This is a genomic window from Rhizobium johnstonii 3841, from assembly GCF_000009265.1.
Taxonomy (GTDB): domain Bacteria; phylum Pseudomonadota; class Alphaproteobacteria; order Rhizobiales; family Rhizobiaceae; genus Rhizobium; species Rhizobium acaciae.
Genome location: NC_008380.1, coordinates 4,112,069 through 4,132,993 on the forward strand (window position 1 = coordinate 4,112,069; position 20,925 = coordinate 4,132,993).

19 protein-coding genes and 1 riboswitch are annotated in these 20,925 nt (G+C 62.4%); of the genes, 10 read left to right on the forward strand and 9 right to left on the reverse strand.

Annotation, left to right across the window (positions count from 1 at the left end; translation table 11 throughout):
- Positions 1 to 101 precede the first annotated feature (101 nt).
- Genes RL_RS20050 through RL_RS20065 form a run of 4 tightly spaced genes read left to right on the forward strand, consistent with a single transcriptional unit; the run spans position 102 to position 3,635 of the window.
- A complete protein-coding gene (locus tag RL_RS20050; protein ID WP_011653319.1) occupies positions 102 to 1,034 on the forward strand; it encodes a metal ABC transporter substrate-binding protein in 933 nt (310 codons plus the stop codon).
- Positions 1,031 to 1,936 carry a manganese/iron ABC transporter ATP-binding protein gene (locus tag RL_RS20055; RefSeq protein WP_011653320.1) on the forward strand — a complete coding sequence of 302 codons (906 nt, stop codon included), beginning with the start codon at positions 1,031 to 1,033 and terminating at the stop codon, positions 1,934 to 1,936. Before RL_RS20050 ends, RL_RS20055 begins: the two co-directional genes overlap by 4 nt.
- Complete coding sequence (gene sitC, locus RL_RS20060; RefSeq protein ID WP_011653321.1) at positions 1,933 to 2,793, forward strand: iron/manganese ABC transporter permease subunit SitC; 861 nt, start codon at positions 1,933 to 1,935, stop codon at positions 2,791 to 2,793. Before RL_RS20055 ends, sitC begins: the two co-directional genes overlap by 4 nt.
- Positions 2,790 to 3,635: a metal ABC transporter permease gene (locus RL_RS20065; RefSeq protein ID WP_011653322.1), complete on the forward strand. Its 846-nt coding sequence runs from the start codon at positions 2,790 to 2,792 to the stop codon at positions 3,633 to 3,635. The genes sitC and RL_RS20065 overlap by 4 nt, the downstream gene beginning before the upstream one ends.
- An 82-nt stretch (positions 3,636 to 3,717) precedes the next feature.
- On the opposite strand, the gene RL_RS20070 is transcribed toward RL_RS20065, so the two are convergent.
- From RL_RS20070 to RL_RS20095, 6 genes are all read right to left on the reverse strand, one after another.
- On the reverse strand, positions 3,718 to 4,887 hold the full coding sequence (locus tag RL_RS20070; protein ID WP_011653323.1) for a M20 aminoacylase family protein: 1,170 nt from the start codon (positions 4,885 to 4,887) through the stop codon (positions 3,718 to 3,720).
- A gap of 216 nt (positions 4,888 to 5,103) precedes the next feature.
- Complete coding sequence (locus RL_RS20075; RefSeq protein WP_041936444.1) at positions 5,104 to 6,609, reverse strand: tripartite tricarboxylate transporter permease; 1,506 nt, start codon at positions 6,607 to 6,609, stop codon at positions 5,104 to 5,106.
- A 9-nt stretch (positions 6,610 to 6,618) separates the two neighbouring features.
- Complete coding sequence (locus tag RL_RS20080) at positions 6,619 to 7,080, reverse strand: tripartite tricarboxylate transporter TctB family protein (protein ID WP_011653325.1); 462 nt, start codon at positions 7,078 to 7,080, stop codon at positions 6,619 to 6,621.
- Positions 7,081 to 7,292: 212 nt separating this feature from the next.
- Positions 7,293 to 8,276: a tripartite tricarboxylate transporter substrate-binding protein gene (locus tag RL_RS20085; protein ID WP_011653326.1), complete on the reverse strand. Its 984-nt coding sequence runs from the start codon at positions 8,274 to 8,276 to the stop codon at positions 7,293 to 7,295.
- Positions 8,277 to 8,504: 228 nt separating this feature from the next.
- Positions 8,505 to 9,839 (reverse strand): sigma-54-dependent transcriptional regulator, encoded by a 1,335-nt coding sequence (locus tag RL_RS20090; protein WP_011653327.1) that lies wholly within the window; start codon positions 9,837 to 9,839, stop codon positions 8,505 to 8,507.
- On the reverse strand, positions 9,836 to 11,638 hold the full coding sequence (locus RL_RS20095; protein ID WP_011653328.1) for a sensor histidine kinase: 1,803 nt from the start codon (positions 11,636 to 11,638) through the stop codon (positions 9,836 to 9,838). The genes RL_RS20090 and RL_RS20095 overlap by 4 nt, the downstream gene beginning before the upstream one ends.
- Before the next feature lie 185 nt (positions 11,639 to 11,823).
- Between RL_RS20095 and RL_RS20100 the strand changes: the two genes are divergently transcribed.
- Positions 11,824 to 12,486: a sulfite oxidase-like oxidoreductase gene (locus RL_RS20100; RefSeq protein ID WP_011653329.1), complete on the forward strand. Its 663-nt coding sequence runs from the start codon at positions 11,824 to 11,826 to the stop codon at positions 12,484 to 12,486.
- On the opposite strand, the gene RL_RS20105 is transcribed toward RL_RS20100, so the two are convergent.
- From RL_RS20105 to RL_RS20115, 3 genes are read right to left on the reverse strand one after another with little or no spacing between them, the layout of a single operon-like run.
- On the reverse strand, positions 12,471 to 13,103 hold the full coding sequence (locus RL_RS20105; RefSeq protein ID WP_011653330.1) for a hypothetical protein: 633 nt from the start codon (positions 13,101 to 13,103) through the stop codon (positions 12,471 to 12,473). The genes RL_RS20100 and RL_RS20105 overlap by 16 nt on opposite strands.
- A 25-nt stretch (positions 13,104 to 13,128) precedes the next feature.
- Positions 13,129 to 13,875, reverse strand: coding sequence for a CbtA family protein (locus tag RL_RS20110; RefSeq protein ID WP_011653331.1), 747 nt, complete (start codon positions 13,873 to 13,875; stop codon positions 13,129 to 13,131).
- Positions 13,876 to 13,901: 26 nt separating this feature from the next.
- The gene (locus tag RL_RS20115) at positions 13,902 to 14,111 is read right to left on the reverse strand and encodes a CbtB domain-containing protein (protein ID WP_003542661.1); all 210 of its coding nucleotides are present in this window, start codon (positions 14,109 to 14,111) and stop codon (positions 13,902 to 13,904) included.
- A 51-nt stretch (positions 14,112 to 14,162) separates the two neighbouring features.
- Positions 14,163 to 14,238: riboswitch (cobalamin riboswitch) on the reverse strand.
- Between the two features lie 106 nt (positions 14,239 to 14,344).
- On the opposite strand from RL_RS20115, the gene RL_RS20120 reads away from it, so the two are divergent.
- From RL_RS20120 to RL_RS20140, 5 genes are all read left to right on the forward strand, one after another.
- Entirely contained in the window at positions 14,345 to 14,899 is a 555-nt protein-coding gene (locus RL_RS20120; RefSeq protein ID WP_011653332.1) for a histidine phosphatase family protein, read from the forward strand.
- Positions 14,900 to 15,353: 454 nt separating this feature from the next.
- Positions 15,354 to 16,925: a putative bifunctional diguanylate cyclase/phosphodiesterase gene (locus RL_RS20125; RefSeq protein ID WP_041936445.1), complete on the forward strand. Its 1,572-nt coding sequence runs from the start codon at positions 15,354 to 15,356 to the stop codon at positions 16,923 to 16,925.
- A gap of 87 nt (positions 16,926 to 17,012) precedes the next feature.
- Complete coding sequence (locus tag RL_RS39995) at positions 17,013 to 17,285, forward strand: hypothetical protein (RefSeq protein ID WP_011653334.1); 273 nt, start codon at positions 17,013 to 17,015, stop codon at positions 17,283 to 17,285.
- Positions 17,286 to 17,290: 5 nt separating this feature from the next.
- Positions 17,291 to 18,469 (forward strand): acetate/propionate family kinase, encoded by a 1,179-nt coding sequence (locus RL_RS20135; RefSeq protein ID WP_011653335.1) that lies wholly within the window; start codon positions 17,291 to 17,293, stop codon positions 18,467 to 18,469.
- A 70-nt stretch (positions 18,470 to 18,539) separates the two neighbouring features.
- Entirely contained in the window at positions 18,540 to 20,924 is a 2,385-nt protein-coding gene (locus RL_RS20140; protein ID WP_011653336.1) for a phosphoketolase family protein, read from the forward strand.
- The last annotated feature ends 1 nt before the right edge of the window (position 20,925 follow it).

Below are 20,925 nucleotides of genomic sequence, written 5' to 3' on the forward strand. Positions count from 1 at the left end.
AGGGTCGTCAAGCATTTTTTGCAAATCATTCTGAATCGCAACTTGTTCGACTCTCCGCGGCTTTGGCAATTCGGTCGTAAAAGCAGCAAGAGGAGAAATATATGCTCTATGGGGAAAGACGGTCGGTTTTGGCCGGAATGATAGGGGTGGCATTCGCAGCCGTGCTGGTTGCCTTTCCCGCCGCTGCCCAACAGACAACCAATTCGAAGTTCAAGGTGGTGACGACCTTCACGGTAATTGCCGACATGGCAAAAAACGTGGCCGGTGATGCCGCGATCGTGGAATCGATCACCAAGCCGGGCGCGGAGATCCACAACTATGCGCCGACGCCGGGTGACATCCAGCGGGCCCAAGGTGCACAGCTCATTCTCTGGAACGGGCTCAATCTGGAGCGCTGGTTCGAAAAGTTCTTCCAGAACCTGCACGACGTCCCCGGTGCCGTTGTCTCCGATGGCATCGAACCAATGGGCATCTCGGAAGGCCCCTACGAAGGCAAGCCCAATCCCCACGCCTGGATGTCACCGAAGAACGCCCTGATTTACGTCGACAATATCCGTGATGCTTTCGCAAAGTATGATCCGGCGAATGCGGAGACCTACAAGGCTAACGCCGAGGCCTACAAGCAGAAGATCGAAGCGACGATCACTCCGATCCGCGCCACCCTCGAAAAAATCCCCGAGGACAAGCGCTGGCTGGTTTCAAGCGAGGGCGCCTTTTCCTATCTCGCACGCGATTTCGGGCTGAAGGAACTCTATCTCTGGCCAATCAACGCCGACCAGCAGGGCACGCCCCAGCAGGTCCGCAAGGTGATCGATGCGGTGAAGGAAAACCAGATCCCAACCGTCTTCAGCGAAAGCACCGTTTCCGATAAACCGGCCCGGCAGGTGGCGCGCGAAACCGGCGCCCACTATGGAGGCGTGCTTTATGTCGACTCGCTGAGCGAAGCCGACGGCCCGGTGCCAACCTATATCGATCTTCTGCGCGTGACCTCCGATACGGTCGCGAAGGGTCTTGCCGATGGGTTGTCGCAATGACCGTGCTGCTTGGCAATCTTGTCCGTCCCGCATCCTCGGATGCGGGATCGGGGATCACGGTAAAGGATGCGACCGTCACTTACCGCAACGGACATACGGCCCTGAGGGACGCGAGTTTCCAGATCCCGACGGGCACGATCGCCGCGCTGGTCGGTGTCAACGGTTCCGGCAAGTCGACGCTCTTCAAGTCGATCATGGGTTTCGTGCGTCTCGCCAGGGGCCACATTCGCGTGCTTGGCATGCCGGTCGAAGAGGCGCTGCGCAAGAACCTCGTCGCTTATGTGCCGCAATCGGAAGAAGTCGACTGGAATTTCCCGGTGCTGGTCGAGGATGTCGTGATGATGGGCCGCTACGGCCACATGGGCATGATGCGCATCCCGAAGGCCGCGGACCACGAGGCAGTGGCCTCCGCGCTCGCCCGTGTCGCCATGAGCGAATTCCGCAAGCGCCAGATCGGCGAACTCTCCGGCGGTCAGAGGAAGCGGGTCTTTTTGGCGCGAGCCCTGGCGCAGGACGGCCGGGTCATTCTGCTCGATGAACCCTTTACCGGCGTCGACGTAAAGACCGAGGACCAGATCATCAAGCTCCTGCGCGAACTGCGGGATGAAGGCCGCGTCATGCTGGTCTCCACCCACAATCTCGGCTCCGTGCCGGAGTTCTGCGACCGGACCATTCTGATCAAGGGCACGGTGCTCGCCTACGGCCCGACCGTCGAGACTTTTACGCAGGAAAATCTGGAAAAGACCTTTGGCGGCGTGCTGCGTCATTTCGTGTTCAGCGAAGCGCAGAACGGCAGGCCAACGTCGATCGGCGTCATAACCGACGATGAGCGCCCCCTGATCATGCAGGGTGGCAAAGCGACCGCCCGGAGGTCCGATAGTGGCAATGGGGGCCGGGAATGATAGCCGACCTCCTGCAGCCCTTCACCTATGAATACATGCTCAATGCCATGTGGGTGTCCGCCCTTGTCGGCGGCGTCTGCGCTTTCCTCTCCTGTTATCTGATGCTGAAAGGCTGGTCGCTGATCGGCGACGCGCTCTCGCACGCGATCGTTCCCGGCGTCGCCGGCGCCTATATGCTCGGACTTCCCTTTTCGATCGGAGCCTTCTTTTCCGGAGGACTCGCTGCCGCAGCGATGCTTTTCCTCAACCAGCGCACCAAGCTGAAGGAAGATGCCATCATCGGCCTGATCTTCTCCTCTTTCTTCGGGCTGGGCCTGTTCATGGTTTCGCTCCAACCTATGGCGGTCAACATCCAGACGATCGTGCTCGGCAACATTCTCGCCATCACGCCCGAGGATACGCTGCAACTCGCCATCATCGGCTTCGTGTCGCTCGCCGTCCTGCTCGTCAAATGGAAAGACCTGATGGTCACTTTCTTCGACGAGAGCCATGCCCGATCGATCGGTCTCAATCCGACCGCTCTCAAGGTCATTTTCTTCACGCTGCTGTCCGCCTCCACCGTCGCGGCGCTGCAGACCGTCGGTGCGTTCCTCGTCATCTGCATGGTGGTGACGCCCGGCGCGACCGCCTATCTGCTGACCGACCGCTTTCCGCGGCTGCTTGTGATCGCGGTCATCATCGGATCGATGACCAGCTTCGTTGGCGCTTATGCGAGTTACTTCCTTGATGGCGCGACAGGCGGCATCATCGTCGTGCTGCAGACGGCAATCTTCCTGGTCGCGTTCTTCTTCGCACCCAAACACGGCATGCTGGCGGCACGCAGACGTGCTGCGCAGGCGCTGGAGGCAGCGCCATGAACATGGTCGAGACGCTTCTTTCGCCTTTCCAGTTCGGCTTCATGGTCAATGCGCTGGTGATCTCGGTGCTGGTCGCAATCCCGATGGCGCTGTTGTCCTGCTTCCTGGTTCTGAAAGGCTGGTCTCTGATGGGAGATGCCATCAGCCACGCCGTCTTTCCCGGCGTGGTCATCGCCTATATCGTCGGCATACCGTTTGCGGTTGGCGCCTTCGTGGCCGGCATGTTTTGCGCTATCGCCACCGGTTTCCTGAAAGATAACAGCCGTATCAAACAGGATACGGTGATGGGCATCGTCTTCTCCGGCATGTTCGGGCTCGGCCTGGTCCTTTATGTCAAGATCCAGTCCGACGTGCATCTCGATCACATCCTGTTCGGCGACATGCTCGGTGTCTCCTGGCGCGACATCGGGCAGTCGGCCGTCATCGCTGCGATCACGGCTGTCGTTCTTGGTGTGAAGTGGAAGGACTTCCTGCTGCACGCCTTCGACCCCGCCCAGGCGAGAGCGGTGGGCCTCAGGATCAACCTGCTGCATTACGGCCTTCTCGCCCTCATCTCGCTGACGATCGTCGGTGCCTTGCAGGCGGTAGGCATCATCCTTTCGATCGCCATGCTGATTGCGCCGGGAGCCATCGCCTTCCTGCTCACCCGCAGGTTCAGCACGATGCTGCTCCTCTCCGTTGCCATTGCCGTGATCGGTTCCTTTGTCGGCGTCTACCTGTCCTTCTTCATCGACAGCGCGCCGGCGCCGACCATCGTGCTTGTGCTGGCGATCGGCTTCGTGCTCGCCTTCATCCATGCCACGCGCGGGACGGCCCGGGTTGAGGAATCGCCGATGGACTGATGGACATTGACGAATGTAACAATTTGAGCTGCTGCCTAATTCCTGCAATCGATTCCGGTTTGGGCAATTGGGCAGCAGATAATCAAACCTTCAACTCCCGCTCGACCAGCGCCACCCAATAGGCCGCCCCATATCCCAGCGCTTCATCGTTGAAATCATAGGCCGTGTTGTGATGCAGAGCCCCGTCCACCGCCGGACCGTTGCCGAGCCAGACATAGCAACCCGGCGCATTCTGGGCGAAAAAGGCGAAATCGTCGCCTGCCGTCGACGGCGGAAAGCTTGTCTGCACCTTCCCGCCGAAGACCGAGCCGGCCACGGCCAGCGCCCGTGCGGTCGCATCCGCGTCATTGATGACGGGCGGAATCCGCCGCTCGAATGCATAGTCCACAGCAATGCCGTACATGGCCGCAGTGCCATGCGCCAATCGTCCGATCTCGGTCTCCAGCTGGTCGCGCACATCGGGCAAATAGGCTCGCGCCGTCCCACCGATCTCAACGATATCAGGAATGACGTTCAGAGCCTTCGGGTCGCCCGCCTGCAGGAAACAGGCGCTGACGACGGCCGGTTGCAGCGGATCGATCACCCGTCCGACGATCGTCTGCAGCGATGACAGGAAGGTCCCGGCCGCCGTGATCGGATCGCGGCCGAGATGCGGCTTGGCGCCGTGCGTGCCGGTCCCACGGAAGGTAATGCGCCAGCTGTCGGAGGAGGCAAGCTGCGGCCCCTCGACCACGGCGATCTCATCGACCGCAAGCCCAGGCATGTTATGCAGCCCATAAACGGCATCGCAGGGGAAAAGCGTGAACAGCCCCTCCTCGACCATGCGCCTTGCTCCGCCTCGCCCTTCTTCGGCCGGCTGGAAGATGAAATGCACCGTGCCGGAAAAGTCCCGCGTTGCCGCAAGATGCCGCGCGGCGCCAAGCAGCATCGCCGTATGGCCGTCATGGCCGCAGGCATGCATTTTTCCGGGCACGGTCGATTTATAGGGCCGCTCCGCCATTTCGGGCATGGCGAGCGCATCCATGTCAGCCCGCAGCCCGATCCTGCGCGTGCCGTTGCCGAGCTGTAGCGTGCCGACCACGCCGGTGCCGCCGAGGCCGCGATGCACCGTAATGCCAGCTTCTTCAAGAAGCCTCGCGACGATGCCGGCGGTACGCTCCTCCTCGAAACCGAGTTCGGGATGGGCGTGCAGGTCGCGGCGCAGGGAGGTCAGAAACGGCAGATCGTCCTTGATCCGGGCGGGAATGCTCATCGCGCAATGCTCCTGGGGGCCTGGATATCCTGTCAAGCGAAACGGGCGCCCAACCGGCGCCCACCTCAGATTATCTCTTGTTCATCAACCAGGCAGTAAGTTCAACCCCCAGAACAGGATGATTTTAGGCCGGCCTAAAATCTGAATTCTGTTCTACATTATATAGTTAGAGCGTGATGTCGTCCGAAAACCGCTTACACTTTTCGGCATCATGCTCTAGCCCTCCTCGACGAACACCTCCTCACGCTTCTTCTTGACGCTCGGCAGGAAGACGACAATGAGGACGGCGACCGCAATGGCCAGAAGAATGGCACTGATCGGCCGCGTGACGAAGGTCGTCGGATCGCCGCGCGACAGGATCATGGCGCGCCGGAGGTTCTCCTCGAGCAGCGGCCCGAGCACGAAGCCGAGCAGAAGCGGCGCCGGCTCACAGCGAAGTTTCGCCAGCACATAGCCGATGAGCCCGAAGAAGGCGACGGCGTAGAGATCGTAGACGTTGGCGTTGACGCTGTAGACCCCGATCGAGCAGAAAGCCATGATGATGGGGAAGAGCACGTAGTAAGGCACGGTCAAGAGCTTCACCCAGAGCCCGATCAGCGGCAGGTTGAGGATGACCAGCATCAGGTTGCCGATCCACATCGAGGCGATGATGCCCCAGAACAGCGCCGGCTGCTCGGTGGCGACGTTCGGACCGGGTACGATGCCCTGGATGATCATCGCCCCGACCATCAGCGCCATGACGGGATTGGCCGGAATGCCGAGCGTCAGAAGCGGAATGAACGAGGTCTGCGCGCCGGCATTGTTTGCCGATTCCGGTCCCGCAACACCGGCGATCGCGCCTTTGCCGAATTCCTCCGGCGTTTTCGACATCCGCTTTTCCACCGTGTAGGAGGCAAAAGCAGCAAGAATGGCGCCACCACCCGGCAGGATGCCGAGCGCCGAACCGATTGCCGTACCGCGAATGACCGGCGCAATCATCTCCTTGAATTCCTGGCGGGACGGCAAAAGGCCGGTGACCTTGGCCATCAGCACCGTGCGTGTCGACTCGCCCTCGAGATTGCGCAGGATTTCCGCCACCCCGAACACGCCGACGGCAAGCGCCACGAAGTTCAGCCCGTCCGCATATTCACGGATGCCGAGCGTGAAGCGTGGCGTGCCGGTGTAGATGTCGGTGCCGACGAGGCCGAGCAGCAGCCCGAGCGCCACCATGGCCAGCGCCTTGACGACCGAGCCGTGCGCGAGCGCGATCGAGGAGACGAGGCCGACGATCATCAGCGAGAAATATTCCGCCGCGCCGAATTGCAGCGCGATTGCGGTCAGCGGCGGTGCGAAGATCGCGACGAGGAAGGTCGAGACCGTGCCGGCAAAGAACGAACCCAGTGCCGCGATCGCAAGCGCTGCCCCCGCCCGGCCCTTGCGGGCCATCTGGTAGCCGTCGATCGCGGTCACGGCCGAGGAGGATTCGCCCGGCATGTTGATCAGGATCGCCGTCGTCGAGCCGCCGTACTGCGCGCCGTAATAGATGCCGGCGAGCATGATCAGCGAGGAAACCGGTTCAAGCTGGAAGGTGATCGGCAAGAGCATGGCGATCGTCGCCGTGGCGCCGATCCCGGGCAGCACGCCGATCAGCGTGCCGAGCAGCACGCCGATCAGGCAGAAGAGCAGGTTTTCCGGAGTGCCGGCTGTTGCAAAGCCGAGCGCGAGATTGCTGAAAAGATCCATCATCGTCTCCTAGAACCGGACCCAGGGGCCGAAGCGCTCGAACGGCAGGCCGAGCCCGTAGCTGAAGACCCCAACCGAAAAGATCGTCAGCAGCAGCGACAGGATGATCGCGAAGAACACGTTCATCTTTTGCGATGCGAAGCAGGCGATGAAGGCGGTGAGGAACAGTGACGGCGCAAAGCCGAGCCCGCGCACCGTCAGCCCGAAGAACACCGGTGCCGGTAGGATGAAGAGCATGCCGCGCCAGGCAAACGGGTCGATCGGCTCGCCCTCGACCCGCAGCGCCTGAATGAAGATGATCGCGCCGAGAAGCACGAGCACGGCGGCAAGCACCAGCGGGAAATAACCAGGCCCCATGCGCACTGCCGTGCCGAGGTCGAGCCCCAGCGACTGAATGGCGAAGAAAGCGCCGGTCGCGACGAAAAGTGCGCCGCAAATCGCATTGGTGGTATCGAAACTGATGGATTTCATGGTGTCTCCTGGGGAGATGGTTCGTGACGCTCTGCTGCTGCGATTGCCCTCATCCGCCTGCCGGCCCCTTCTCACCGCAAACGGGGAGAAGGGAAAATGCTGCAAGCCCTTCGCCCCTTGCCGCCGTTGAGTGACGCAAGTCCCCTCTCCCCGCAAGCGGGGAGAGGGTTAGGGTGAGGGGCTCTTTCGGCATGCCTGGACGAGGATAACCCTCAGTCGGCATATTCGCCCGCGGCCTCGATCACCGTTTTCCAGCGGGCAATCTCGCTTTCGAGCTTGGCCTTCAGCGCAGCCGGCGTCGCATCGGCGTCGGAGGATGGCGCCGTGCCGAGCTCGGCGAAGCGGGCGCCGACATTCGGATCCTTCAGCGCCACCTGCAGCGCCTTCGACAGCCGTTCGTTGATCTCAGCCGGCGTGCCCTTCGGCGTGTAGATGCCGTGCCAGATGCCGACTTCAAAACCCGGCAGGCCGGCTTCGACGGCCGTCGGAATGTCCTTCATCACGTCGAGCCGCTTGGGCGAGGTCACGGCATAGGCCTTGATCGTGCCGCCCTGGATCTGCTTCGTCGTGTTGGTCGTCTGGTCGCACATGACGTCGACCTGACCGCCGAGCAGATCGGTCATGGCAGGCCCGGTGCCCTTATAGGGAACGGTCGTCAGCGGCGTCTGGATAGCGCTCATGAACATCATGCCGCAGAGATGCGAGGCCGCACCGATGCCGGCGTTGGCGACCGTCACCTTATCCTTGTTGGCCTTGATATAATCGATCAGCCCCTTGAGGTCGGCCGGCTCCATGTCCTTGCGGGCGACGATCGTCATCGGCACGTCGGTGACGAGGCCGACATAGTCGAAGGCGCCGAGCGTGTCGTAGGCGAGCTTGCGATAGAGCGTGGCGCTGGTCGCCATGCCGATATGATGCAGCAGGATGGTGTAACCGTCGGGATCGGCACTCGCCACGCGGCCGGCGCCGAGCGTGCCGCCGGCGCCGCCGACATTTTCGACGACGATCTGCTGGCCGAGATCCTTCGACATGGATTCGGCGACGAGGCGCGCGACGGTATCGGTGGGGCCGCCGGCCGCAAACGGCACAACCATGGTGATGGTGCGCTCGGGATAGGTCTGCGCCGAAGCGGCGCCGGCGAGAAGAGAGACCGCGGCAGCCGCGGTCAGGCCGAGCATGGCCTTCAGAATTTTCATCGTTTCCTCCCTGATGAAATAAGCAAGCCGGCCGACACATCCTCCGCGCCGGTTCGGATCACCTATTTGCCGCCTGGAAAAATCGACCCGCAATCATTGCCGCCGCTTTCGAAAGACGATTTTGCGACAGTGCGATGCAGCATGGGTCGATTCGGACACAAACGGCCGGTGCGATGGGTGGAAATCCACCCATCGCACCGCGAGATTGCAGCGCCGCCCAGCTCCGGGCTAGCTTTCGGTGGTCAGCATCCGCTTGTCGAGACCATATTTCTGCATCTTTTCGTAGAGGGTCTTCCGGGAAATGCCGAGCGACTCATAGACCGGCCTGAGGCTGCCGCCATGCGCCACCAGCGCGCTGGCAATGACCCCGCGCTCGAATTCGGCGACGCGCTCCGCAAGCCCGGTCGCCTCCTCGGCCTGCCGCCCGCCATTGTCGAGACCGAGGACCAGACGGTCGGCGGCATTCCTCAGCTCACGCACATTGCCGGGCCAGTCGCGCTGAGCAATGTCGGAAATCACGTCTGGCGGCACGGCCATCTCGTCGCGGCCGTAGCGGGCCGCCGCTTCCCGCACCAGCTGCAGGAAAAGCAGCGGAACATCCGCCCGCCGCTGCGACAGCGACGGCACGTGCAAGGTCGCGACATTCAGCCGATAGAACAGATCGGCGCGGAAGCGCCCCGCCGCCACCTCCGCCTCCAGATCGACCTTGCTTGTCGCGATGAAGCGCACGTCGAGCGCCACCACCTCGTTCGAACCGAGCCTGGAGATCACCCGCTCCTGCAACACCCGCAGGAACTTCGCCTGCAGGTCAAAGGGCATGGAGCCGATCTCGTCGAGCAGGATCGTGCCGCCGCGTCCATGTTCGAATTTTCCGTAACGCGGCCTCACCGCGCCCGGAAAGGCCCCCACCTCGTGGCCGAAAAGCTCGCTCTCGATCAGGTTTGCCGGCAGTGCGGCACAATTGATCGCGATGAACGGCCGGCTCGCCCGAGCGCTGATGTCGTGGAGCGCCCGCGCCACCACCTCTTTGCCGGCCCCGGTCTCGCCGACGATCAGCGTATCGGCATCGCTCGCCCCGATCGCCCGGATGCGGTAGCGCAGATCCACCATCACCTGCGTGCGCCCCGGCAGCCGCGCCTCGATATCGTCGCGCTTGCCGGCGACCGCTTTCAGCAGCCGGTTTTCGAGCACGAGACCGCGCCGCTCCATCGCCCGGCGGATGACGCCGGCGAGCATCTCCGGCGTGAACGGCTTTTCGATGAAATCATAGGCCCCTTCGCGCATCGCCTTCACCGCAAGCTGAACGTCGCCGTGGCCGGTGACGAGAATGACCGGCACCTCCGGGTCGAGTTCGCGGATCTTCTGCATCAGCGTCATGCCGTCGATGCCGGGCATGCGGATATCGCTGACGACGACGCCGGGAAAGCTGTAGCCGATCAACTCCAGCACGTGGTCGCCGTTCGAATAGGTCTCGACACTGAAGCCGGAGAGCTCCAGCGCCTGTGCCGTCGAACGGCGCAGTTCCTCCTCGTCGTCAACCAGCAGGATCTTCGCATCGTTCATTCCGCTGCCTCCGGCATCAGCCCTGCCGCCGATTGCAGCTCGATGCGGAACACCGCGCCCCCTTCGGGATGATTGGCAGCAGTAAGGCTGCCGCCGAAATCCTTGATGATGTTATAGGAGATCGAAAGCCCGAGGCCGAGCCCCTTGCCGACGCCCTTCGTCGTGAAGAAGGGATCGAAGATACGCTCGGCGATCGCCGCCGGCACGCCCGGTCCATGGTCCCGCACAGCCAGCACCACCTTGCCGGCCTCCTCGAAGGCCGAAACCTCGATGCGCCGATCATTCAGCCCTTCCACCGCATCGGCCGCATTCGAGATCACGTTCACCAGCACCTGCTGCAGACGCACCGAACCGGCGCGCACCACCGGCGGACGCGGCCCGAGAGCGAGAAGCAGTTCGGCATCCGCCGCCTTCAGCCGCCAAGCGATGATCTCGAGCGTATCGCGCATCGCCTCGTCGAGGGAAACGGGACCGAGCTTCTCGTTCGGCTTCCGGGCGAAGTTGCGCAGGTGCCGGCTGATCGCAGCCATACGGTCGATCAGCCCGCCGATACGCCGGATATTGTCCCGCGCCTCCGCCGTCCGCCCACGGTCGATGAGAACGGAGGCGCTTTCCGTATAGGTCTTGGCGGCGGCGAGCGGCTGGTTAAACTCGTGCGAAAGGGCAGCCGACATCTGCCCCAGCCCGGCAAGCTTGCCCGCCTGGATCAGATCGGCTTGCGTCTGTCGGAGCTGCTGCTCGGTCAGCCGCCGTTCGGCGATTTCTTCTTCGATGCGGCTGTTGACACGGGCAAGATCGGCTGTGCGCTCCTCGACGCGCCGCTCCAGCTCGTTGCGGGCTTCGGCTTGCATCTGCATGCGCTCGGCAAGCCGCGCCCGCCTCTGGCGCAGAACCGCGACTGTGAGCCCGGCGATGCAGAGGAAGAGAAAGACTGCCGCAAGCGCTGTGCGTGCCTGGGCACGGATGGAACTCGTCTCCATCAGCACGTTCACCGTCCAGTCCTCGGCCGGCATGTAATGCGAGAGCACCAGATATTCGCTCGAACCGCGCTCGTCGGCCAGCGTCATCAGCTCATGCTGCTCGAAGTGGTGACGCGTCACCGGCAGCGCCGCCAGCCTGGCATTGGCATAACGCCGCGAAGCCTCGGTGCGGGCGACACGGTCGGCCGTCAGCGGCAGGATCGCGCCATAGAGCCATTCCGGGCTGCCGGACATGAAGATGATGCCCTCCGGATCGGAGACGAAAATCTTGTATTCGCCGCCGCCCCAGGAGGATTCGATCATGTCGATATCGACCTTGAAGACGATGACGCCACGAATATCCGCACCGGTCCGGATCGGTGCGGCAAAATAATAGCCGCGCTTCAGCGAGGTGGTGCCGAGCGCGTAAAACCGTGCCTGCCGGCCTTCGATCGCATCCTGAAAATAGGGCCTGTAGCTGAAATTCTGTCCGACGAAGCTTGCAGGCCCATCGTAATTGCTGGCCGCGATCGTCTCTCCGTCTGGCTTGACCACATAAATATCGGAGGATTTCAGCAGCCCGTTGATCTCCTTGAGATAGAGATTGGCCGCATCGCGTAGCGCCGCATCTTCAGGCGCGCTCACCAGCTCCTTGATGTCGTCATGATCGGCGATCAGCGCCGGCAGCGCCTCGTAGCGGTTGAGATGACCGCTGAGTGCCGAAACGGCAAGGCGCAGAGCCGTTCCAGCCTGCGCCGAGGCTTCCTCCATATAGGCGCGCGTCGCAATCGCGCTCCCATAGGTGAAGAAGGCGAAGATGATCAGCGGCACTACCAGCAACGCCGCTATCGCACGATATTTCGAAGACAGAACCGGCTCCTCCCCTTTTCTGCCTTCACTCCCCAGCGAGGCATACCCAACGCACCGAGTTTAGAGGGATGGGTAGGGATTTCCAAGGGGCCGCCGAAACTTGACACCCGGCAGGGGCGGATGTCCTATTGCGGCATCGCAAGGAGGCCCCGCCCATGAGCGACGACCAGACGCCCGCCGACAGCAAACTCACCACATCCAAGCGCCGCTGGGCGGCAGAGGGCAAGTTCCTGACCGGCCGTATCAGCCGTCCCGAAGCCGAGCGCCTGCCGCCCGGCCAGCACCTTGTCAAGAACTGGCCTGTACTCGACCTCGGCCAGCAGCCCGTCATCTCGACCGAGACCTGGCGGCTCGAGGTGCGCGGCCTCGTCGAAACGACGCGCACCCTCACCTGGGCCGACTTCCAGGCGATCGAACAGAGCACGGGGGTGAGCGATATCCACTGTGTCACCACATGGTCGCGCTACGACAACAAATGGAAGGGCGTTTCGACGCGCGATCTGCTCGACCTTGCCATGCCGAAGCCGGAAGCAGCTTACGTGATGCTGACGAGTTATGACGGCTATACCACGAACCTGCCGCTCGCCGATTTCGCCGCCGAGGATGCGATCCTCGCCACCGCCTGGGAAGGCCTGCCGCTGACGCCGGAGCATGGCGGCCCGATGCGCCTCGTCGTGCCGCATCTCTATTTCTGGAAAAGCGCCAAATGGCTGCGCCGCATCGAGCTGATGCCTGCCGATCAGGCCGGCTTCTGGGAAAAGAACGGCTACCACATCTATGTCGATCCGTGGCGCGAGCAGCGCTATTCCGACGATTGAGCTTTCGGCCGCGAGAAACGGCGAAGCGCAAACACGCCAAGGCCGAACAAAGAGGCAAGCCCCGTCAGCGATGCCATGCTTGCGGCATGAAACGGGATCCCACTCCAGCGCGGCTTGACGATATCGGCCGTGTTGAAGGCTTCGCCGCTGAACCGGCAGCTGATCAGCGCAAGCCCGCGCCGCACCATGTCGGCGTCGACCGCGGAAATGATTTCACCCGCCGCAGCGGCCTCCTGCGGCATCTCGCGCATCGAAAGCAAAACCGCCTTGGTCGCGGCGAGATAGGCATGGGCGCATTCGTTGAACGGGCTTTCCTCATCCGTCACGCTGCCCGGCATCCGACCCCACAGACAGTAGGAATACTGGATCTCGGCATAGTTCAGCACGCGCCGGAACGGCTCGTTCGTATCGACGGCGCGGGATGCAAGATCGATGATCCGACCGCGATAGTCAGATATGACAGCCATCTCGCCATGGGAGATTTGCGGGATATTCAGCCCGGCATGGCTGCCGCCGTCGCCGCGGCTATGGGCAAAAGCGCTTCCGGCGACCACACAAAAAAACGCGGCGGCAGAAAGCGCCGTCAGCAGCAGTGGTCTGGCTCTGTCGTTTTTCATAATCGCCCGAAAAGTTCAGGTGCGTTCAGTGAAATGCCGTTGCCGGTCGGCCGCGTTGCCCGCCCTTAACGGCAAGCCGCTTTTCCGCCAGCGCCCCGAAGGCGAGGCCGAGCGTTGCCCAGAGGATCGCATGCATGCCGAGCGAGGTCGTGCGGAAGCCCCAGAGCACCATCGCGGAAAAGTTTTCCGGCACCTCGTTGATCGGCGGCAGCAGATAGAGCACGAGGCCGATGAAGACGAGATAGGCGATGCCGGCGATGGTCGCGCCGTTCCAGGGACCGAAGCGCTCGGAGAGACGACGTGACAGCGCCACCGCGGCAATGAGTGCGGCAAGCGAAACGACGATCATCAGGAAGAACAGTTCGGTCCTGACGCCGATTGTGTCGGGATTGCCGACCGCCGGCGGAGTGGCGGGATATTTGATGCTGGGAACAAGCACGACCGCCACGAAGGCGGCAATGGCGATGACGGCCGAGGTGCCGCGCGCTGAAAGGCGGCTGAAACGACCATGCACGAAAGCGAAAGCGAGCGCGAAGAGCCCGCCGACGGCGACGCTGTAGGCCATGACGCCGGTGAAAAGGCCGAGACCGGCTTGCGTGGCGCGGCTGACGATTTCAGGTTCGGCAGCTTCGCCGGCCGCCTGGGCGCTTGCCTCCTCGAAGGCGATCGCCGCATCGACCAGCGGCTCGCCGAAGGTATGGGCGAAAGCGAAAACGAGGATGCCAGCAATCAGGCCCGCGAGCATGCCGCGAAGCAGAAGGTTTCCAACCATGTCAGGAACTCCGATCGCGAAGCGCTTTAGTGGCAGGGAAAGCCGAGGAGATGGCGGCCGTCATGCACGAATTCATGCACATACATGCCGTTGAACAGCGCCATCGCGCCTTCCTCGGTGCCGACGAAATAGAGGACGATGAGCATCAGCAGGCCGCCGAAGATCGCCCAGGGCAGGATCTCGCCCACAGGGATCGGCGCCGGTACAGCAACGGGCGCGAAAGTGGTGTCAGACATGTATTCCTCCGGGAATGACGCGTTCAGTCGAAAGAGTGCTTGTGCAGTAGGGTCTGACTTCCAGCGCGAAGAGTTTTCGACACGCTGGTCACAGTGGCGCGACCGCGCCGGACTTACACCGGCTTCCAAACCCGCAACAGCACGGTTATATCTGCACGCCGAAGAGACTGTCAACGAAACTTCACAAGCCGGCGAAGGACGCTGTCGCTGCATTCCGGGAGACAAGAACGACCGTGAACACGCGCCTCACCTGGATCTGCCATGGCGCGACGGCAGCAAGCCGCAAGGCCCTGTTCCCGCTCGACGAACCGCTGGAGGACAAGGCAGTGGAGGAAGCCGGCAGGATGATCGCCCCGCCCCGCGCCGACCGTATTGCCACGAGCCCCGCCTTGCGCGCCCGTCAGACTGCTGACGCGCTCCGCCTCGAAGCCCAAATAGATCAGGCGCTTTGCGACTGCGACCATGGCCGCTGGGCCGGCAGGTCGATCGCGGCGATCGGGACCGAAGAGCCGGAGAACCTCATGGGCTGGATGAGCGATCCGGAAGCGGCCCCGCATGGCGGCGAGAGCCTTCGTGATCTGCGCACGCGCGTCGCCGGCTGGATGGATGGCCAGGCCGTCCTCGGCGGCCACGTCATTGCAATCAGCCATCCGGCCGTCATCCGGGCGTCGATTGTGCATGTGCTGCAGGCGCCGCCCTCCTCCTTCTGGCTGAGCGACGTCGAGCCGCTTTCCGTCATCCGCATGACCAGCAACGGACAGCGCTGGTCTCTGCGCTTCCAGCATTAGAGACTGCTGATCTTATCCAGCTTTGCACAAGCAAATCGCGTCATCTCTGTTGAACCCGCCTTTGCGGGGACTACTTCCTTGTCCCAAGGAGATGGAAGAATGACATATGATTGGAGTGGCGAGCGCACGCGACGCCTGCGTTTCATGCGTGTCGCCACAGTCACGGTTCTGGTCGGTCTCATCGTCAGCGTTCCGCTGCTGATCGTCACCGCCTGAAGCACGAGAAAGGGCGAGCGATGCACTAGCACGCTCGCCTTCGTCTTTTCCCGCATCAGCCGGCCTCCCGAACCACGAAGGGATCGCGCTGACGACGACGCCTGGTTCCCCACAAGCCCTGTCGGGTCTCTCTGCGGCACAGCAACAGGCTGCCGCCTCCGATAATTCGCCTTCTGGTTTCAACAAACATTTCAGACTTTCGTGATATTTCCGCGAAGGTGGAGATGGAGAAGGCATAATGCCGGTGTTTTTCCAAAGCAGGGCCGGAAGGCAATGCGTGTCGATCGTGGTGTCTGGAGTGACCCTCTGGCTTCTCGGCACGCTTCTACAGCTCGACGACAGCCTGGTCGCCTTCATGACCGGTTTCGGCGAGTACGGCGCCGACAAGCTCGTTCTGGGGCTCGGCATCGCCGGCGCCATGAGCTTCGTCTATTCGGTGCTGCGCATCGCCGACCTGCGCAAGGAAATGGAACTGCGCGCCGCCGCCCAGGCAAAGGCCGATTGGACCGCAACCCACGACCATCTGACCAAGCTGCCGAACCGATACGCCTTCGAACGCAAGATCCTCTCACGGCCGATCGAGGACGACGAGGCCGAGATCGAGGAATGGGACCGCAACGTCACCATCTTCTCCGTCGACCTCGACGGCTTCAAGAAGGTCAACGATCTCGTCGGCCACAAGGGCGGCGATGTCCTGTTGATCGAGGTTGCCAGACGCATCTGCGCGCTCGGCAATGCCGATTGCGTCTATCGCTTCGGCGGCGACGAATTCATCATCGTCGCCTTCGCCCTGACGGCGCAGCGCGAGGAGCGTTTTGCCAAGCTGCTGATCCAGGCCGTCACCCGACCGATCCATATCGATGGCTTTGCCGTCGAAGTCGGTGCCAGCGTCGGCTATGACCGCTGGGCGGAGGGAGCCGAGCCGCTGGAAGATGCCGCCCACCGTGCCGATCTCGCCATGTACGAGGCGAAATCACGCGGACCCAACCACTATTTCGTCTTCGAACCTTCGATGCAGGACAAGGTAACGGAACGCGCCGCGCTGGAAACCAGGCTGCGCGCCGCGATCTCCAACAAGGCGATCAAGCCCTTCTATCAGCCGCTGATCGACCTGAAGACCGGCCAGCTCTGCGGCTTCGAGGCCCTAGCGCGTTGGATCGGCGACGACGGCGTCAACATTCCGCCGCCAGTCTTCATCGATATTGCCGAGGAAACCGGCATGATCACCGCATTGTTCGAGGACCTTCTCACCCAGGCCTGCAGCGACGCCCTCACCTGGCCGGAGCATGTGATGTTGTCCTTCAACGTTTCGCCGGTGCAAATGGAAGACAAATTGTTGACGTCGCGCATTCTCAAGGTCCTTTCGGCAAGCCGGTTGCCGCCGCAGCGCCTGGAAGTGGAGATCACCGAAAACGCGCTGATCCAGGATCCTGCCGTCGCAGCAGCCATTCTCGACGAGTTGCACGCCGCCGGCATCCAGATCGCGCTCGATGATTTCGGCACGGGCTATTCGAGCCTCGCCCAGCTCGCCCGCTATCGTTTCGACAAGATCAAGATCGACAAAAGCTTCATCGCCACCTATCGCGACGACGAGCGCCAGGAAAAGATCGTCCGCGCCATGCTCGGCCTCGGCAGGAGCCTCCACATCAAGACGACGGCCGAAGGCATCGAGGAGCACGGCCAGCTCGCCTCCCTGCTGCAGCTTGGCTGCGACATCGGCCAGGGCTATCTCTTCGGCAAGGCGATGCCCGCCGCCGAGGCGGGCATCTTCATCAGCGATCGCAATGCCAGTCTGGCCTCCACGGCCTGACGGTATGCTCTGACCTTTTTGGTTTGACGCAATTCCCGGCACAACCGCTTCGCGCTTTGCCGGGAATTTCTCTAAAAAACCTGGCGCATGATCACGAACAGCATGAAGGCGATCGCAATCCAGGCCGGCAGCGTCAGCACTCAGGCCATCAGCATGTTACGCACGGCCGACCATTGCAGGCCGGAGCCGCTCGCCGCCATGGTGCCGGCAACGCCTGATGAAGGACGCTGTGTCACAATCCCGGCCGCACAAGATGATAGGCTGGGCAGCGACAAAACGCACGGGCGGGTGAATAAATACCTTTCCGTCAGGAGCCGCGACACTAAGTTCGGCTATCGTCACGCGCGCGCGGAGTCTTAGAAAACATGGCATCGACCGATCTGCTGCTGACCTTCAATGCCGGCTCCTCCACGGTCAAGATCGGCATCTTCGCGACTGAGGGAACCGAGGCGACGCGCATCGGCAAGGGCGTCATCGATTTCCGCGCCGAACCACTGTCGCTCAGCCTGACGAAAGGACCGCAGATAATTGAGATGCCGTTGAAGGCCGAGGTGACGGAAGATCTGCACGGCGTCATCGATGAGACCTTAGCGCTTCTTGCCGATCATTTCGACATGACCGCCACGCGCGCTGCCGGCCACCGTGTCGTCCATGGCGGCGACCGCTTCACGAGAGCGATCGCCCTCGACGCCGCCGCTACCGATGCCGTCGATGCGCTGACCCCGCTTGCACCCCTGCACCAGCCGCAGGCGTTGCGTTTCATCCGCGCGCTCAAACATCTGAAGCCGCATCTTGTCCAGACGGCCTCCTTCGACACCGCCTTCCATGCCACGCAGGACGATCTCATTCGCCGCTTCGCAATTCCCCGCGCGCTGCATGACGAAGGCATCAAGCGCTATGGCTTCCACGGACTTTCCTACAAGTTCATCGCCGGCGAGCTTCGCCGCAAGGCGCCGCACGCGGCAAAGGTGGTCGTCGCCCATCTCGGCAGCGGCGCCAGCCTCTGCGCGCTGGATGAAGGCGTCAGCCGCGATTGCAGCATGGGTTTTTCGACGCTCGACGGCATCCCGATGGCGACGCGCACCGGCTGGCTCGATCCCGGCGTCATCCTTCATCTGGCCGATCAAAGGAAACAGTCCTTCGAGGAGATCGAGGACCTGCTCTATCATCGCTCCGGCCTGCTCGGCGTCTCAGGCATCAGCGCCGATACGCGCGACCTCTTGAAGGACGATCGGCCGCAGGCCCGCCAGGCGATCGACCTCTTCACGCTGCGCATTGCCGGCGAGATCGGTCGCATGGCAGCGACGCTGAACGGTCTCGACACGCTCGTCTTCACCGCCGGCATCGGCGAGCATCAGTCGGAGATCCGTGCCGGCGTAGCCAAGCGATCGTCCTGGCTCGGCCTTGCCATCGACGAGAAAGCCAATGCCGCCAATGATTTCACGATCAGCACAAGGAAAAGTCGCATCGCCGCTCACGTCATTGCCACCGACGAGGAGCAGGTCATCGCCGACGAGGCGCTGTCTATTCTTCGCGGTGGCTGATCCAGATCAACAACACGCCGGCGCCAGCCGGTAGAATTGACGTTGAACAAGTCTCGAACGAGAGAAACCCATGGAAAAGCATGTCTCGCCCGCCGCCTTGACTGACGCCGAACTCATCCTGATTGACCGCTACTGGCGCGCCGCCAACTATCTCTCCGTCGGCCAGATCTACCTTCTTGCCAATCCGCTGCTGCGCGAACCGCTGCAACCGGAGCACATCAAGCCCCGTCTGCTCGGCCACTGGGGCACGACGCCCGGCCTCAACTTCATCTATGCGCATCTGAACCGGCTCATCCGCGCCCGCGACCTCGACATTATCTACATGTGCGGCCCCGGCCACGGCGGGCCGGGCATGGTCGCCAATACCTATCTCGAAGGCATCTACAGCGAAATCTATCCCGATATTTCCGAAGACGCCGAGGGCTTGCGCAAGCTCTTCCGGCAATTCTCCTTTCCCGGTGGCATTCCGAGCCACGCGGCACCGGAAACGCCGGGCTCGATCCACGAGGGCGGCGAACTCGGTTACGCCCTCGTCCATGCCTATGGCGCCGCCTTCGATAATCCCGATCTGATCGTTGCCTGCGTCATCGGCGATGGCGAGGCCGAAACCGGGCCGCTCGCCGCAAGCTGGCATTCCAACAAGTTCCTGAACCCCGCACGCGACGGCGCCGTGCTGCCGATCCTGCATCTGAACGGCTACAAAATCGCCAACCCGACCATTCTCGGGCGCACCAGTGACGAGGACCTGTATCACCTCTTCGAAGGCTATGGTTACGAACCCTTCTTCGTCGACGGTCATGAACCGCGCGACATGCACCAGCAGATGGCCGCGACCTTCGACCAGGTCTTCGACCGCATCCGTGAGATCCAGAACGAGGCCCGCAACGGCAAGGCGCCTGATCTCTGCCCGCGCTGGCCGATGATCGTGCTGCGCAGCCCGAAAGGCTGGACCGGACCCAAGGAGGTCGACGGCAAGAGGGTGGAGGGCTTCTGGCGCGCCCATCAGGTGCCGGTCTCCAATTGCCGCGAGGATGACAGCCACCGCAAGATCCTCGAGGACTGGATGCGCGGCTATGATCCGGAAGACCTGTTCGGTACCGACGGCCGGCTGAAACCCGAACTGCGGGCGCTCGCCCCCGTCGGCAAGCGCCGCATGGGCGCCAATCCGCATGCCAATGGCGGCTTGCTGCGCAAGGAGCTCAATGTTCCCGATATTCGCGACTATGCGGTCGATATCGGCAAGCGCGGCAACGCCATGGTGCAGTCGACGGAGATCCTCGGCCACTACTTGCGCGACACGATGAAGCGCAACTCGGAGGCCGCCAATTTCCGTATCTTCGGCCCCGACGAGACGGAATCGAACCGCCTCGGCAGCGTCTTCGAAGTCACCGACCGTGTCTGGATGGAGCGTATCGAACCCTACGACGTCCACTTGTCCCGGGATGGACGTGTCATGGAGGTGCTGAGCGAACATCTCTGCCAGGGCTGGCTGGAAGGCTATTTGCTGACCGGCCGGCACGGCCTGTTCTCCTGCTACGAGGCCTTCATCCACATCATCGATTCCATGTTCAACCAGCACGCCAAATGGCTGAAGGTGACGCGGGAACTCGAGTGGAGAAAGCCGATCTCGTCGCTGAATTACCTGCTGACCTCGCATGTCTGGCGCCAGGACCACAACGGCTTCAGCCATCAGGATCCCGGCTTCGTCGATCTCGTCGCCAACAAGAAGGCCGATATCGTCCGCATCTATCTGCCGCCGGATGCCAATACCCTGCTCTGGGTCGGCGATCATTGCCTGCGCACCTACGACCGCATCAATGTCATCGTCGCCGGCAAGCAGCCGGAGCCGCAATGGCTTTCGATGGACGAGGCGGTGAAACATTGCGAGGCCGGCATCGGCATCTGGCACTGGGCGAGCAATGAGGACGACACCATCCTGCCCGATCTCGTCATGGCCTGCGCCGGCGATGTGCCGACGATGGAGACGCTCGCCGCCGTCGACCTGCTGCGCAAGGCCATTCCGGAGCTGAAGATCCGCACCGTCAACGTCGTCGATCTCCTGGCGCTGCAATCCAGCGATCAGCATCCGCATGGACTGACCGACGAGGCTTTCGACGCGATCTTCACCGCCGACAAACCTGTCATTTTCGCCTATCACGGCTATCCCTACCTCATCCACCGTCTGACCTATAGGCGCACCAACCACCGCAACATCCATGTCCGCGGCTTCATCGAGGAAGGCACGACGACGACGCCCTTCGACATGGCCGTCCTCAACGAACTCGACCGCTACCACCTCGCCATCGAAGCCATCGAGCGTGTGCCGGGCCTGAAGGAAAAAGCTGGCGAAGCGCTCGCCGCCTTCCGCGGCAAGCTTGCGGAGCATCACGACTATGTCCGCGAATATGGTGAGGACATGCCGGAGGTGCGAAACTGGAAATGGCCGACGGCGTGAA